The following is a 13,250-nucleotide window of genomic DNA, read 5'->3' as shown; positions in this document are numbered from 1 at the left end:
TGCCGCAGCGTAACACACTGCGGCTTCTTCCTGTAAAAGAAGGTGAAAACAATGAAAGCAGCATATATCCATATTCCGTTTTGCGAGCACATTTGCCATTATTGCGACTTCAACAAGTTTTTTATTCAATCTCAGCCTGTTGATGAATATTTGCGTTCTTTAGAGAAGGAAATGGCCAATTCAATGGAAGCGGCCGGACATCCGGAGCTGAAAACGATCTTTATCGGGGGAGGAACGCCGACATCGCTGTCGGAAGCGCAGCTTGAGCGGCTTCTTGATTCCATTCATCGCGTTTTGAAACCGTCCGAAAGCCTTGCCGAATTTGCAGTGGAAGCCAATCCCGACGATTTATCGGCTGAAAAGCTGGAGGTTTTAAAAGCCGCCGGTGTAGACAGGCTGAGCTTTGGCGTACAGACGTTTGAAGACGAGCTGCTAAAAAAAATCGGCAGAGTCCATGAGCAAAAAGACGTACTCGTTTCCTTTGAAAGAGCGCGAAACGCGGGGTTCGATAATATCAGCCTTGACCTGATGTTCGGTCTGCCAGGACAAACCATCGGCCACTTCGCTTCATCGCTCGATACGGCGCTTGCCCTCGGGGCTGAACATTATTCGGTCTACTCGCTGATCGTCGAGCCGAAAACCGTTTTTTATAACTTGATGAAAAAGGGCCGGCTTCACCTGCCTCCGCAGGATCAGGAAGCAGAAATGTACGAACTTGTGATGCGGAAAATGGAAGAAGCGGGCATCGGCCAATACGAAATCAGCAACTACGCCAAAAAAGGATATGAGAGCAAACATAACCTCACATATTGGAACAATGAGGAGTATTTCGGTTTGGGCGCGGGCGCGCACGGCTATATCAATGGTGAAAGAACGGTAAATGCCGGCCCTGTTAAACATTATATCGACCTGATTGAGCAGTCAGGTTTTCCTTATAAAGAAAAACACAGGGTTACAAAAAATGAACAGATTGAAGAAGAAATGTTTCTCGGTCTTCGAAAAACCGCGGGAGTAGACAAAGAACACTTTTTCCAAAAATACGGAAGAACTGTTGACGATCTCTTCCCGAAAGTGCTCCGTTCGCTGGAAGAAACAGGGCTGATTGTGAACACGAGCAAAAACGTATTTTTAACACATAATGGAAAACTGTTAGGGAATGAAGTGTTTCAAGCATTCCTGGGTGAGTTATAATTGACATTTTGATTTTGGTTTGGTAATTTTGATATACAATTAGCACTCAGTTGTGTCGAGTGCTAACAGGGGTGATATGGATGTTAACAAATCGTCAGCTGTTAATCTTGCAGGTTATCGTCAACGATTTCATTCGTTCAGCTCAGCCGGTAGGATCAAGAACGCTTTCCAAAAAGGAAGATATCACATTCAGCTCAGCAACGATCAGAAACGAAATGGCTGACTTGGAAGAGCTCGGTTTTATTGAAAAAACCCACTCATCTTCAGGCCGGATTCCTTCTGAAAAAGGCTATCGCTATTATGTCGATCATCTGCTTTCACCCGGAAAGCTGTCAAAAACGGACTTGAACATTATTCATTCGGTTTTCAAAGAAAAAATCTTTGAACTCGAAAAAGCGGTGCAGAAGTCGGCTCAAGTGCTGTCTGACCTGACAAATTATACATCGATTGTCCTCGGTCCGAGACTGAGCGAAAATCATCTCAAACAGATCCAGATTGTGCCGATTCAGCCTAAGAAGGCCGTTGCCATTCTAGTAACGGATACCGGCCATGTCGAGAATAAAACGATCAACTTTCCGGCGGAGGTCAATCTTTCCGATCTCGAAAAGCTGGTGAATATATTAAATGAACGCCTTAGAGGCGTGCCGATCTCAGAGCTGAAAGACAGGATTTTCAAAGAGGTCGTCATCTTCTTAAAGTCGCATATCCAAAATTACGATACGATTTTACACGGGCTCGGCGCAACGCTGGATTCATCTGTTCAAACCGACCGGCTGTTTTTCGGCGGCAAGATTAATATGCTGAATCAGCCCGAATTTCACGATATTGACAGAGTGAAATCGCTATTGTCGCTCATTGAGAAAGAACAGGAGCTTCTCCGGCTCTTTCAGTCGACTGAGTCCGGAATTACCATTAAAATCGGCAAGGAAAACGACTATGAAGAAATGGAAAACTGCAGCCTGATTACCGCGACATACACGGTCGGTTCAAAACAGATCGGCTCCATCGCGGTCATCGGGCCGACGCGCATGGACTACTCCCGCGTCGTCGGTTTGCTTCAGCACGTATCATCTGACTTGTCAAAAGCGTTGACAAGTTTGTATGATGGGTAAGGCAGTACCTGAAAACAAAACAGAAGGGAGAAATCCCTTCTTTATCATGAAACTCATCCTTTAAGGGAGGTGAACACAGATGGCAGAAGAAAAACAAACTGAAGAGCTAAACGAACAAGAGGAACTGAACGAGACAGAAGCGGAGACAGCCGAAGCCGAACAAACGGCTGCTGAAGCTGATGCCCCGGCAGAAGACACGCAAACAGAAATGCTTGAAAAACAACTAAAAGAACTTCAAGAACGTCTTGAAGAAAAAGAAAATAAACTTTTACGTGTTCAGGCGGACTTTGAAAACTACAAACGACGCGCACGCCTTGACCTTGAGGCTGCTGAAAAGTACCGTTCCCAGCGCATCATCAGCGATTTGCTGCCGGCGCTTGACAACTTTGAACGCGCGCTACAGATCGATCCTGACAACGAGCAGACGAAAAGCCTGCTTCAAGGGATGGAAATGGTGCACCGTCAAATTTTGGAGGCTCTTAAAAATGAAGGAGTTGAACAGATTCCTTCAGTCGGAGAGCAATTTGACCCGAACATGCACCAGGCTGTTATGCAGGTCGAGGATGAAGCGTACGAATCAAACGCAGTCGTTGAGGAACTGCAAAAAGGCTATAAACTTAAGGACCGGGTGATCCGTCCTTCTATGGTAAAAGTCAACCAATAACTACATAGCAGGAGGTAAAAATCATGAGCAAAGTAATCGGAATCGACTTGGGAACAACGAACTCATGCGTTGCAGTGCTTGAAGGCGGAGAGCCGAAAGTCATCCCAAATCCAGAAGGAGCCCGCACGACTCCTTCGGTTGTTGCATTTAAAAACGGAGAGCGCCAGGTGGGTGAAGTGGCGAAACGCCAGTCCATCACGAATCCGAACACGATCATGTCGGTCAAGCGCCACATGGGCACGGACTATACAGTTGAAATCGAAGGCAAAAAGTACACGCCGCAAGAAGTGTCTGCCATCATCCTTCAGCATTTGAAATCATATGCTGAAAGCTATTTAGGCGAAACTGTATCTAAAGCCGTAATCACAGTTCCTGCATACTTCAATGATGCAGAACGTCAAGCGACAAAGGATGCCGGTAAAATCGCCGGACTTGAAGTTGAGCGGATCATCAACGAGCCGACTGCAGCTGCGCTTGCATACGGTCTGGATACGACGGAAGAAGATCAGACGATCCTCGTCTACGACCTTGGCGGCGGTACATTCGACGTTTCCATCCTTGAATTGGGAGACGGCGTATTCGAAGTTCGTTCTACAGCGGGTGACAACCGCCTTGGAGGAGACGACTTTGACCAAGTGATCATCGATCATCTCGTCTCAGAATTCAAGAAAGAAAACGGCATTGATCTTTCTAAAGATAAAATGGCGCTTCAGCGCTTAAAAGATGCGGCTGAGAAAGCGAAAAAAGACCTTTCCGGCGTATCTTCTACGCAAATTTCGCTGCCGTTTATCACAGCCGGTGACGCAGGTCCGCTGCACCTTGAATTGACACTGACCCGCGCGAAGTTTGAAGAGCTGTCTTCACACTTGGTAGAGCGCACAATGGGTCCAGTCCGCCAGGCTCTTCAAGATGCGGGGCTTTCTGCAAGCGAAATCGACAAAGTAATTCTTGTCGGCGGATCAACACGTATTCCTGCCGTTCAGGAAGCGATCAAAAAAGAAACTGGAAAAGAAGCGCATAAAGGCGTCAACCCTGACGAAGTCGTAGCCCTTGGTGCAGCCATTCAAGGCGGCGTCATCACAGGCGATGTCAAAGATGTTGTCCTTCTGGACGTAACTCCGCTGTCACTTGGTATCGAAACAATGGGCGGCGTGTTCACGAAGCTGATTGATCGCAACACGACAATCCCGACAAGCAAGTCCCAAGTGTTCTCAACAGCGGCTGACAACCAAACAGCGGTTGACATCCACGTGCTCCAAGGTGAGCGCCCGATGGCTGCCGACAACAAAACGCTCGGACGCTTCCAGCTTACAGATATTCCGCCGGCTCCTCGCGGCGTACCGCAAATCGAAGTGTCATTTGACATCGATAAGAACGGTATCGTCAACGTCAGCGCGAAAGATCTGGGTACCGGAAAAGAGCAAAACATCACGATCAAATCTTCTTCAGGTCTTTCTGACGAGGAGATCGAACGCATGGTGAAAGAAGCTGAAGAAAACGCCGAAGCGGATGAGAAGAAAAAAGAAGAAATCGAGCTTCGCAACGAAGCGGATCAGCTTGTCTTCACAACTGAAAAAACGCTGAAAGATCTTGAAGGCAAAGCCGATGAAGCGCAAGTGAAAAAAGCGAATGATGCAAAAGACGCGTTAAAAGCTGCGATCGAGAAAAATGACCTTGATGAAATCAAGGCGAAAAAAGATGAGCTGCAAGCGATCGTCCAAGAGCTTTCAATGAAGCTTTACGAAGAAGCTGCAAAACAGGCTCAGGCTCAGCAAGACGGCGGCGCCGGCGCTAAAAAAGCCGACGACAATGTCGTTGACGCTGAATATGAAGAAGTAAACGACGACAAAGAACAAAAATAATTGAAATAAAATGTGCGTGCTTACCCCGGTTTGCACAGCACATGACCTTACAGGCGATGAAAGTCAAAGTCAGGATCTCTTGACTTTGACTTTTTTCTTCCTAAAGGACAAAAGGAATTGAAAAAACATAATTTGAAATGATACAATCTAATTTATGTGAGAAAATCGGGAGTGTGAAGAGATGAGTAAGCGTGATTACTATGAGGTGCTTGGGGTAGGTAAGAGCGCTTCTAAAGATGAGATTAAAAAAGCTTACCGCAAGCTTTCTAAAAAATATCACCCGGACATCAACAAAGAAGCCGGAGCGGATGAAAAATTCAAAGAAGTCAAAGAAGCCTATGAAACACTTTCTGATGACCAAAAACGGGCCCATTACGACCAGTTTGGCCACACCGATCCAAATCAGGGATTCGGCGGCGGAGGTTTCGGCGGCGGCGACTTCGGCGGCTTTGGGTTTGACGATATTTTCTCAAGCATTTTCGGAGGCGGCGCAAGGCGGAGAGACCCGAATGCCCCGAGGCAGGGCGCCGATCTGCAGTATACGATGACACTGTCATTTGAAGAAGCGGCCTTCGGAAAAGAGACGACGATCGAAATTCCACGTGAAGAAACATGTGAAACATGCAGCGGCTCAGGCGCGAAACCGGGAACAAAGCCGGAAACCTGTTCACACTGCGGCGGCTCTGGCCAGCTGAACATGGAGCAGTCGACTCCGTTCGGAAAAGTTGTCAACAGAAGAGTATGTCATTACTGTAATGGAACGGGTAAGCAAATTAAGCACAAATGTTCAACTTGCGGCGGTTCAGGAAAAGTGAAAAAACGCAAGAAAATCAATGTCACCATCCCGGCGGGTGTGGATGACGGCCAGCAGCTTCGAGTATCCGGACAGGGTGAACCGGGGATCAACGGCGGTCCGTCAGGTGACTTATTCGTCGTTTTCCGCGTCCAAGAACACGAATTTTTCGAGCGCGATGGAGACGATATTTACTGCGAAATGCCGCTGACATTTGCACAGGCTGCGCTCGGGGACGAAATCGAAGTGCCTACTCTTCACGGTAAAGTAAAATTAAAAGTGCCGGCGGGCACGCAGACAGGCACCAAGTTCCGTTTAAAAGGAAAAGGCGTTGCCAACGTACGCGGGTACGGTCAAGGCGATCAGCACATCGTCGTCCGCGTCGTGACACCGACGAATTTAACAGAAAACCAGAAAAATATTCTCCGCGAATTTGCGGAAGTGAGCGGAAATATGCCGGATGAACAGGAAATGAGTTTTTTTGATAAAGTAAAGCGCGCCTTTAAAGGCGATTAATGATTGGATGAGGAGTTGGTAGTATGAAATGGTCCGAAATCTGCATTCACACGACACATGAAGCGGTTGAGCCCATCTCGAATATTTTGCATGAAGCTGGTGCGAGTGGAGTCGTAATTGAAGATCCGCTTGATTTAATTAAAGAGCGTGAGAATGTATACGGAGAAATCTACCAGCTCGACCCCAATGATTACCCTGATGAAGGAGTCATCATTAAAGCGTATCTCCCGATCAACAGCTTTTTGGGAGAGACCGTAGAAGGAATCAAGGAAACCATCAATAATCTGCTGCTGTATGATATTGACCTCGGACGCAACAAAATCACCATCAGCGAGGTTAACGAAGAAGAATGGGCGACAGCATGGAAAAAATATTATCATCCCGTAAAAATTTCCGAGAAGTTTACGATTGTTCCGACATGGGAAGAGTACACACCGGTTCATACGGATGAGCTCATCATCGAGATGGACCCGGGAATGGCGTTCGGAACAGGCACACACCCGACAACTGTACTTTGCATACAGGCGCTCGAAAGGTATGTAAAAGAAGGGGATTCGGTCGTGGATGTCGGAACGGGAACAGGCATTTTGAGCATTGCATCAGCCATGCTTCGCGCCAAACAGGTTGAAGGATATGATCTCGATCCTGTAGCCGTGGAAAGCGCCCGCTTGAACTCCAAGCTCAATAAAGTCAGCGATCATATCGAGATCAAGCAAAATAATCTGCTCGACGGCGTCGAAGGGGAAAAAGACGTCATCGTCGCCAATATCCTGGCTGAAGTCATCTTGCGCTTTACGGATCAGGCATACAGCCTGTTGAAAGACGGCGGTTATTTCATTACTTCGGGAATCATTCAGCAGAAAAAACAGGAAGTCAAAGATGCACTGGTGAAAGAAGGCTTTACGATCGTCGAGGTTCTTTCAATGGAGGACTGGGTCAGCATCATCGCTGAAAAATAATCGTTAGTAGGTGTGACAAGCGTATGCAACGATATTTTATCGAACAATCAAAACAAGAGGTCACGGCCGCACCTGTGTTCTCGATCAAAGGCGAAGACGTTCATCACATTGCGACCGTGATGAGGATGTCTCCCGGAGACGAGGTCATTTGCTGTGCAAAAGACGGCCATGAAGCGAACTGCCGGATCGAGTCCGTCACAAAAGAAGAGGTTTTATTGAGCGTAATCGAATGGACGGGGAAAACACGCGAACTGCCCGTCCAGATCCATATTGCAAACGGCCTTCCAAAAGGAGATAAGCTGGAATGGATCATTCAAAAAGGGACAGAGCTCGGTGCAAGCTCGTTTATTCCTTTTCAGGCATCACGCTCCGTTGTTAAACTTGATGAAAAAAAGGCAAAGAAAAAGCGGGAAAGGTGGGCGAAAATCGCCAAGGAAGCCGCAGAACAGTCCCACAGAAACACGATTCCCGATGTGGCGCCGGTTCACACGTTTCAACGTTTGCTTGAGAGCCTTGAGGACTTCGATAAATGTGTCGTTGCATACGAAGAGTCATCAAAGCAAGGCGAGACAAGCCGGTTTCAATCCGTGCTCAAAAGCCTGCCGGAAGGATCATCCGTGCTCATGGTGTTTGGTCCTGAAGGCGGATTTTCAGAAGATGAAATTGAGGCGCTTAAAGAAAAAGGAGCCCTCGCCTGCGGGCTCGGTCCGCGGATCTTAAGGGCGGAAACAGCTCCGCTGTACGCGTTGGCGGCAGTTTCTTATCATACAGAGTTATTAAGAGGTGAATAACAATGGCAACCGTTGCATTTCATACACTTGGCTGCAAGGTCAACCATTATGAAACAGAAGCAATTTGGCAGCTTTTCAAAGAAGCCAGCTATGAAAGAAAAGAATTCGAAAGTTCGGCGGACGTATACGTCATTAATACATGCACCGTCACAAATACAGGTGATAAAAAAAGCCGCCAGGTGATCAGACGGGCGATCCGCCAAAATCCTGACGCCGTCATTTGTGTGACAGGGTGCTACGCCCAGACTTCCCCGGCGGAAATCATGGCGATCCCGGGCGTTGATATCGTCGTCGGTACGCAGGACCGCGAAAAAATGCTCGGCTATATTCAGCAGTACCAGGAAGAAAGACAGCCGATTAACGGCGTCAGCAATATTATGAAAGCAAGAGTGTTTGAGGAGCTTGATGTTCCTGCATTTACCGACAGAACACGTGCTTCATTGAAAATTCAAGAAGGCTGCAACAATTTCTGCACATTCTGCATCATTCCGTGGGCGCGCGGCCTGCTTCGTTCCCGCGACCCTGAGGAAGTCATCCGCCAGGCGCAGCAGCTCGTTGATGCCGGCTATAAAGAAATCGTTTTAACCGGTATTCACACCGGCGGTTATGGAGAAGATATGAAAGACTACAACTTTGCACAGCTGTTGAAAGAACTGGACAGCCGTGTGAAAGGTCTGAAACGAATCCGTATCTCTTCAATCGAAGCGAGCCAAATTACAGACGAAGTGATCGAAGTGCTTGACCGCTCAGACAAGATCGTCAGACACCTTCACATTCCGCTTCAATCCGGCTCAAACAGCGTTTTAAAACGGATGAGAAGAAAGTATACGATGGAGTTTTTTGCTGACAGGCTGACGAAACTCAAAAAAGCTCTTCCGGGGCTCGCAGTCACTTCTGATGTGATCGTCGGCTTCCCGGGGGAAACGGAAGAAGAATTCATGGAGACGTACAACTTTATTAAAGAACACAAGTTTTCCGAGCTCCACGTCTTCCCGTACAGCAAACGGACCGGAACTCCAGCAGCACGCATGGACGGCCAGGTTGACGAGAACGTGAAAAACGAAAGAGTTCACAAACTGATCGCTCTTTCAGATCAGCTTGCGAAAGAATACGCATCAGATTATGAAGGCGATGTTCTGGAAATCATTCCGGAAGAGCCGTTCACGGAAACGGGCGAAGACAATCTGCTTGTCGGCTACACGGACAACTATATGAAGGTCGTTTTCGAAGGTTCCGAAGACCTGATCGGCCAGCTTGTTAAAGTGAAGATCTTAAAAGCCGGCTATCCGTACAATAAAGGCCAGTTCGTCCGCGTCGCCGAAGACGACGTCCATGAAAACATCCGCTTATCGTCATAAATGATCAATTTAGCCGGTTCACGAAAAAGGTGTTCCGGCTTTTTTTGCGAATATCATAAAAGACAACCACTTGAAAAGGAGTCGGGACGATGACAAAACAAATTGCGCGAATGATCGATCACACGCTATTGAAGCCTGATGCTGTCACATCCGAAATCGAAGCGCTTTGCAAAGAAGCACGTGTATACGATTTTGCTTCCGTTTGCGTCAACCCTTGCTGGGTAAAGCTGTGCGCCGAGCTTCTTAAAGATTCAGAAGTGAAAGTGTGCACGGTTATCGGCTTTCCTTTAGGTGCAGCGTCTCCGGAAACAAAAGCTTTTGAAACCAGGCAGGCGATTGCAGACGGGGCCGGTGAAGTTGATATGGTGATCAACATCGGTGCATTAAAAGACCGCGATACCGGGACCGTGGAGTATGACATCAGAGCGGTGACAGACGCGGCCGTTGGCAAAGCTCTCGTAAAAGTCATCATAGAGACGTCACTGTTGACGGATGAAGAAAAAAGGCTCGCTTGTGAACTGGCCGTCAAAGCAGGCGCCGACTTTGTCAAAACATCGACCGGTTTTTCCGGCGGCGGTGCGACAGTTCAGGATATAAAACTGATGCGGGAAGCTGTCGGACCTGATATCGGCGTTAAAGCATCAGGGGGCGTCCGCGATAAGGAAAGCGCCCTTGCCATGGTTGAAGCCGGAGCGACGAGAATCGGAGCAAGCGCAGGCGTGTCGATTGTCAAAGGCTTAACAACGGATGAAGACTACTAATCAACAAAAACCAGGCGTTTACCGGGCCTGGTTTTTGTTTGGAATGAGAAACATGATCAGCGAATGGAACAGATTTGAGAGCGGCAGAAACAATAGGGATGTGACGACATTGAAGAGCAGGCTGAAATGGGCAATCTGCTGAGCGGGGCTTTCAGACAGTCCGGAGATAAAGCCTGTTATTGATGAAAGCAGGGGGTATACAGCTGCTACACCGATGACATTAAACAGCACATGGGCATAAGCCGTTTGCCTGGCCGCAGCTCCGCCTTTGAAGGACGCCATCACTGCTGTGATGCATGTCCCGATATTGGAGCCGAGAACAACGCTCATCGCTTCGGTCAAACCGACGACACCTTGATCCATAAAGCTCATCAGGATGCCGACACACGCCGAACTGGAATGAATCATCGCGGTCAACACCGTCCCGATGATTAAGGCGTAAAGCGGTGAATTTTCAGCAAGCTGCACAATATAAGCGCCCGAGCCTAGCTGTGACAACGGCACGGCAAGCCGGCTGAAGCCGCTGATACAGAAAAAAATAACACCCAAGCCGATCATGCTTACGCCCACTTGCCGAAAAGGGGATTTTCCGGCCATGAAAAGAACCGCACCTGCGGCAAAGAGGGCAAAAATCAAAAATTCCAGCTTCACCGCCAAAAATTCCGTTGTGAAGGTGGACCCGATGTTTGTTCCCAAAATGAGCGGAATCGAACGTTTAAATGAAAGGGCGCCTACCGAGACAAAGCCAATGACGATCACCATAAATGCCGAGCTGCTTTGCAAAACCCCCGTAAATACAATGCTGACCAAAAAAGCTTTCACCGGATGATCCGTGAAAAACAGCAGCCGCTTTTCGATTTTTTCAAATGTCAGTGAAATCAAGCCTTTTCTCAGCATGCTCATGCCTTTGAGAAAAAGAACGATCAATAATATAAATAAGATCAAGATTATCATCAGTTTTTCGAACAGCCTCCTTTATAAATATATACAGACAAGCTGCCGAAATCATGACTGAACAATAAAACGATTCTCCTTGGTTGACCTTACCGGAGGCTTATATTATAATGTCAAAGTACATGTTTATATGTATGTCTTTTTTTAAAGCAGTCGATTGGTGTATTCGGAGGGAGGGAAAGAGAATGTCAAAAACGGTCGTTAGAAAAAACGAATCGCTTGAAGATGCTCTTCGTCGCTTCAAACGCAGTGTATCAAAGACAGGTACTTTGCAGGAAGCAAGAAAGCGTGAATTTTATGAAAAACCTAGCGTAAGACGCAAGAAAAAGTCTGAAGCTGCAAGAAAGCGCAAATACTAAAAGAGGGTGGATTTATGAGTCTTCTTGAGCGGCTGAATCAAGATATGAAGCTCTATATGAAAAACCGTGAGAAAGACAAACTGACTGTCATTCGCATGGTCAAAGCTTCGCTTCAAAACGAAGCAATCAAGCTTAAGAAAGACAGGCTGACCGATGATGAAGAACTGACTGTTCTTTCTCGTGAATTAAAACAGCGTAAAGACTCCCTCCATGAATTTTCAAACGCTAATCGTTCAGATTTAGTAGATAAAGTTCAAAAAGAGTTAGACATTCTGGAAGCTTATATGCCTGAACAGCTGACGGAAGAAGAGCTGCTCGGCATCGTCAATGAGACGATCGCCGAAGTCGGCGCCTCTTCAAAAGCGGATATGGGCAAAGTGATGAGCGCTATCATGCCGAAAGTCAAAGGCAAGGCGGACGGCGGTCTCGTCAATAAGCTTGTCAGCAAACAACTGTCTTAAGAAAAAGACGCCTTTAAGCAATTAAAGGCGTCTTTTTTTGTGCGTGTTCATACAATAGAAAAGTAGTAGAAAGATGAAACCTTTGCTACATTTATAACGTATGTAATGTTAATGATAATAGGGGAAGGAGGTCTCAGACATCGTTGCTGCTGAAAAAATTTAGAATTTTTGTTGCTCTGGTCAGCGGTTTTGTTTTATTCTTATTACTAGGCGTTCATTTGACCGTGAAAGCGGATGGAGATACAGTGTATGTCATTCCGATCGAAGAAACGGTTGAAAAAGGGCTTTCAAAATTTCTTGAGCGTTCTTTTCAAGAAGCGGAAGATATGAATGCCAAACATATCATACTCGATATCAATACCCCCGGCGGAGCGGTCGACGCAGTCCTTGACATGGCTGATACGATACATAACTCCGACATTCCGGTGACCGCTTATGTGAATAGAAGGGCTCTGTCCGCAGGCGCTTACCTCGCCTTGAATGCAGACGATATTTATATGGCGCCCGGCGGGAAAATGGGAGCTGCCGCGATCATTGACACGCAGGGAAATGCCGCTGATAAAAAGTCGGAATCTCTGTGGCTCGCTGAAATGGAAGACGCAGCCAAAAAAAACGGACGTGATCCGAAATACGCTCTCGCGATGGCCGATGCGGATGTCGATGCTAAAGAAGTTGGGGCGCCGAAGGGCGAGCTGCTCACATTAAGCCCTGACAAAGCGCTGGAAGTCGGCTATTCCGAAGGCACAGTTTCGAGCCTTGATGATCTTTTGAAAAAGCTGAACTTGAAGGATGCCAAAATCGAGCGTTCCGAGGTGAGCTTCGCCGAAAAGGTGGCCCGGTTCATCACGCATCCGGTCGTGATTCCGATTCTCCTTTCAATCGGAAGTCTCGGGCTGATTGTCGAGCTTTATTCGCCTGGTTTTGGGATCCCCGGCTTTATGGGACTCTCCGCGCTGCTGCTCTTTTTCTACGGTCATCTCGTCGCCGGGCTTGCCGGAATGGAAACGATCCTTCTGTTTGCAGCAGGCATTATTTTAATCATTTTAGAGATTTTTTTGCCGGGCGGAATAGCAGGGATTGCCGGCCTGATCGCGATTGTTGCGAGCCTCTTTTTAGCATCGGGAAGCTTTAAGGTCATGGCCGTATCCATTTTGATTGCAACTGCTGTTTCTATAGCGGCATCCATTCTATTAACAAGGGTGTTGGGGAAGCGTATGAAATTTTTTAAAAAATTGATCTTAACTGACTCGACAAGCACGGAAAGCGGATATGTATCAAATGAAAGCCGGCGCGATTTAATTGGTAAAACCGGCGTCACGTTTACACCGCTCAGACCGTCCGGAACGGTCATTATCGGCGATGAACGGCTTGATGTCGTATCTGAAGGCTCGTTCACCGCGAAGGACAAGAAAGTGAAAGTAGTTAAAGTGGAAGGCTCACGCATTGTTGTGAGAGAATTATAAATTATA

13 protein-coding genes are annotated in these 13,250 nt (G+C 47.3%); 12 read left to right on the top strand and 1 reads right to left on the bottom strand.

Annotated features, from left to right (window positions below; all coding sequences use genetic code 11):
- Positions 1-51: 51 nt before the first annotated feature.
- From hemW to deoC, 9 genes are all read left to right on the top strand, one after another.
- Positions 52-1,191: a radical SAM family heme chaperone HemW gene (gene hemW, locus MHB72_RS14485; protein ID WP_026579276.1), complete on the top strand. Its 1,140-nt coding sequence runs from the start codon at positions 52-54 to the stop codon at positions 1,189-1,191.
- 80 nt (positions 1,192-1,271) lie between these two features.
- Positions 1,272-2,303 carry a heat-inducible transcriptional repressor HrcA gene (gene hrcA, locus MHB72_RS14480; RefSeq protein ID WP_216920019.1) on the top strand — a complete coding sequence of 344 codons (1,032 nt, stop codon included), beginning with the start codon at positions 1,272-1,274 and terminating at the stop codon, positions 2,301-2,303.
- Positions 2,304-2,382: 79 nt separating this feature from the next.
- Positions 2,383-2,967 carry a nucleotide exchange factor GrpE gene (gene grpE, locus MHB72_RS14475; RefSeq protein WP_020452260.1) on the top strand — a complete coding sequence of 195 codons (585 nt, stop codon included), beginning with the start codon at positions 2,383-2,385 and terminating at the stop codon, positions 2,965-2,967.
- Positions 2,968-2,990: 23 nt separating this feature from the next.
- A complete protein-coding gene (dnaK, locus tag MHB72_RS14470) occupies positions 2,991-4,829 on the top strand; it encodes a molecular chaperone DnaK (protein WP_216920021.1) in 1,839 nt (612 codons plus the stop codon).
- Between the two features lie 181 nt (positions 4,830-5,010).
- The gene (gene dnaJ, locus MHB72_RS14465; RefSeq protein ID WP_065644202.1) at positions 5,011-6,138 is read left to right on the top strand and encodes a molecular chaperone DnaJ; all 1,128 of its coding nucleotides are present in this window, start codon (positions 5,011-5,013) and stop codon (positions 6,136-6,138) included.
- 23 nt (positions 6,139-6,161) lie between these two features.
- Entirely contained in the window at positions 6,162-7,097 is a 936-nt protein-coding gene (gene prmA, locus MHB72_RS14460) for a 50S ribosomal protein L11 methyltransferase (protein ID WP_020452257.1), read from the top strand.
- A gap of 23 nt (positions 7,098-7,120) precedes the next feature.
- Entirely contained in the window at positions 7,121-7,888 is a 768-nt protein-coding gene (locus MHB72_RS14455; protein ID WP_025811136.1) for a 16S rRNA (uracil(1498)-N(3))-methyltransferase, read from the top strand.
- A 2-nt stretch (positions 7,889-7,890) separates the two neighbouring features.
- On the top strand, positions 7,891-9,246 hold the full coding sequence (mtaB, locus tag MHB72_RS14450) for a tRNA (N(6)-L-threonylcarbamoyladenosine(37)-C(2))-methylthiotransferase MtaB (RefSeq protein ID WP_216920024.1): 1,356 nt from the start codon (positions 7,891-7,893) through the stop codon (positions 9,244-9,246).
- An 89-nt stretch (positions 9,247-9,335) separates the two neighbouring features.
- On the top strand, positions 9,336-10,007 hold the full coding sequence (gene deoC, locus MHB72_RS14445) for a deoxyribose-phosphate aldolase (RefSeq protein WP_216920026.1): 672 nt from the start codon (positions 9,336-9,338) through the stop codon (positions 10,005-10,007).
- Between the two features lie 18 nt (positions 10,008-10,025).
- On the opposite strand, the gene MHB72_RS14440 is transcribed toward deoC, so the two are convergent.
- Positions 10,026-10,961, bottom strand: coding sequence for a Na/Pi symporter (locus MHB72_RS14440; protein ID WP_216920028.1), 936 nt, complete (start codon positions 10,959-10,961; stop codon positions 10,026-10,028).
- Between the two features lie 185 nt (positions 10,962-11,146).
- Here MHB72_RS14440 and rpsU point away from each other — a divergent pair, with 185 nt between their 5' ends.
- The 3 genes from rpsU (at position 11,147) to MHB72_RS14425 (ending at position 13,244) form a co-directional block, all read left to right on the top strand.
- Positions 11,147-11,320, top strand: coding sequence for a 30S ribosomal protein S21 (rpsU, locus tag MHB72_RS14435; protein WP_003183654.1), 174 nt, complete (start codon positions 11,147-11,149; stop codon positions 11,318-11,320).
- A 14-nt stretch (positions 11,321-11,334) separates the two neighbouring features.
- Positions 11,335-11,781 carry a GatB/YqeY domain-containing protein gene (locus tag MHB72_RS14430; RefSeq protein WP_023855244.1) on the top strand — a complete coding sequence of 149 codons (447 nt, stop codon included), beginning with the start codon at positions 11,335-11,337 and terminating at the stop codon, positions 11,779-11,781.
- A gap of 143 nt (positions 11,782-11,924) precedes the next feature.
- Entirely contained in the window at positions 11,925-13,244 is a 1,320-nt protein-coding gene (locus tag MHB72_RS14425; RefSeq protein ID WP_216920030.1) for an NfeD family protein, read from the top strand.
- Positions 13,245-13,250 lie beyond the last annotated feature (6 nt).

This window comes from Bacillus sp. FSL K6-1284 (assembly GCF_038002625.1).
GTDB classification, from domain to species: domain Bacteria; phylum Bacillota; class Bacilli; order Bacillales; family Bacillaceae; genus Bacillus; species Bacillus paralicheniformis.
Note: the sequence above shows the minus strand (reverse complement) of the source record. Positions and strands in the feature narration are given on the sequence as shown.

What these genes read in the sequence shown, in the direction of transcription:
- hemW (WP_026579276.1), top strand. Translation starts at nt 52, where the DNA reads ATGAAAGCAGCATATATCCATATTCCGTTTTGCGAGCACATTTGCCAT.
- hrcA (WP_216920019.1), top strand. Translation starts at nt 1,272, where the DNA reads ATGTTAACAAATCGTCAGCTGTTAATCTTGCAGGTTATCGTCAACGAT.
- grpE (WP_020452260.1), top strand. Translation starts at nt 2,383, where the DNA reads ATGGCAGAAGAAAAACAAACTGAAGAGCTAAACGAACAAGAGGAACTG.
- dnaK (WP_216920021.1), top strand. Translation starts at nt 2,991, where the DNA reads ATGAGCAAAGTAATCGGAATCGACTTGGGAACAACGAACTCATGCGTT.
- dnaJ (WP_065644202.1), top strand. Translation starts at nt 5,011, where the DNA reads ATGAGTAAGCGTGATTACTATGAGGTGCTTGGGGTAGGTAAGAGCGCT.
- prmA (WP_020452257.1), top strand. Translation starts at nt 6,162, where the DNA reads ATGAAATGGTCCGAAATCTGCATTCACACGACACATGAAGCGGTTGAG.
- MHB72_RS14455 (WP_025811136.1), top strand. Translation starts at nt 7,121, where the DNA reads ATGCAACGATATTTTATCGAACAATCAAAACAAGAGGTCACGGCCGCA.
- mtaB (WP_216920024.1), top strand. Translation starts at nt 7,891, where the DNA reads ATGGCAACCGTTGCATTTCATACACTTGGCTGCAAGGTCAACCATTAT.
- deoC (WP_216920026.1), top strand. Translation starts at nt 9,336, where the DNA reads ATGACAAAACAAATTGCGCGAATGATCGATCACACGCTATTGAAGCCT.
- MHB72_RS14440 (WP_216920028.1), bottom strand. Translation starts at nt 10,961, where the DNA reads ATGATAATCTTGATCTTATTTATATTATTGATCGTTCTTTTTCTCAAA.
- rpsU (WP_003183654.1), top strand. Translation starts at nt 11,147, where the DNA reads ATGTCAAAAACGGTCGTTAGAAAAAACGAATCGCTTGAAGATGCTCTT.
- MHB72_RS14430 (WP_023855244.1), top strand. Translation starts at nt 11,335, where the DNA reads ATGAGTCTTCTTGAGCGGCTGAATCAAGATATGAAGCTCTATATGAAA.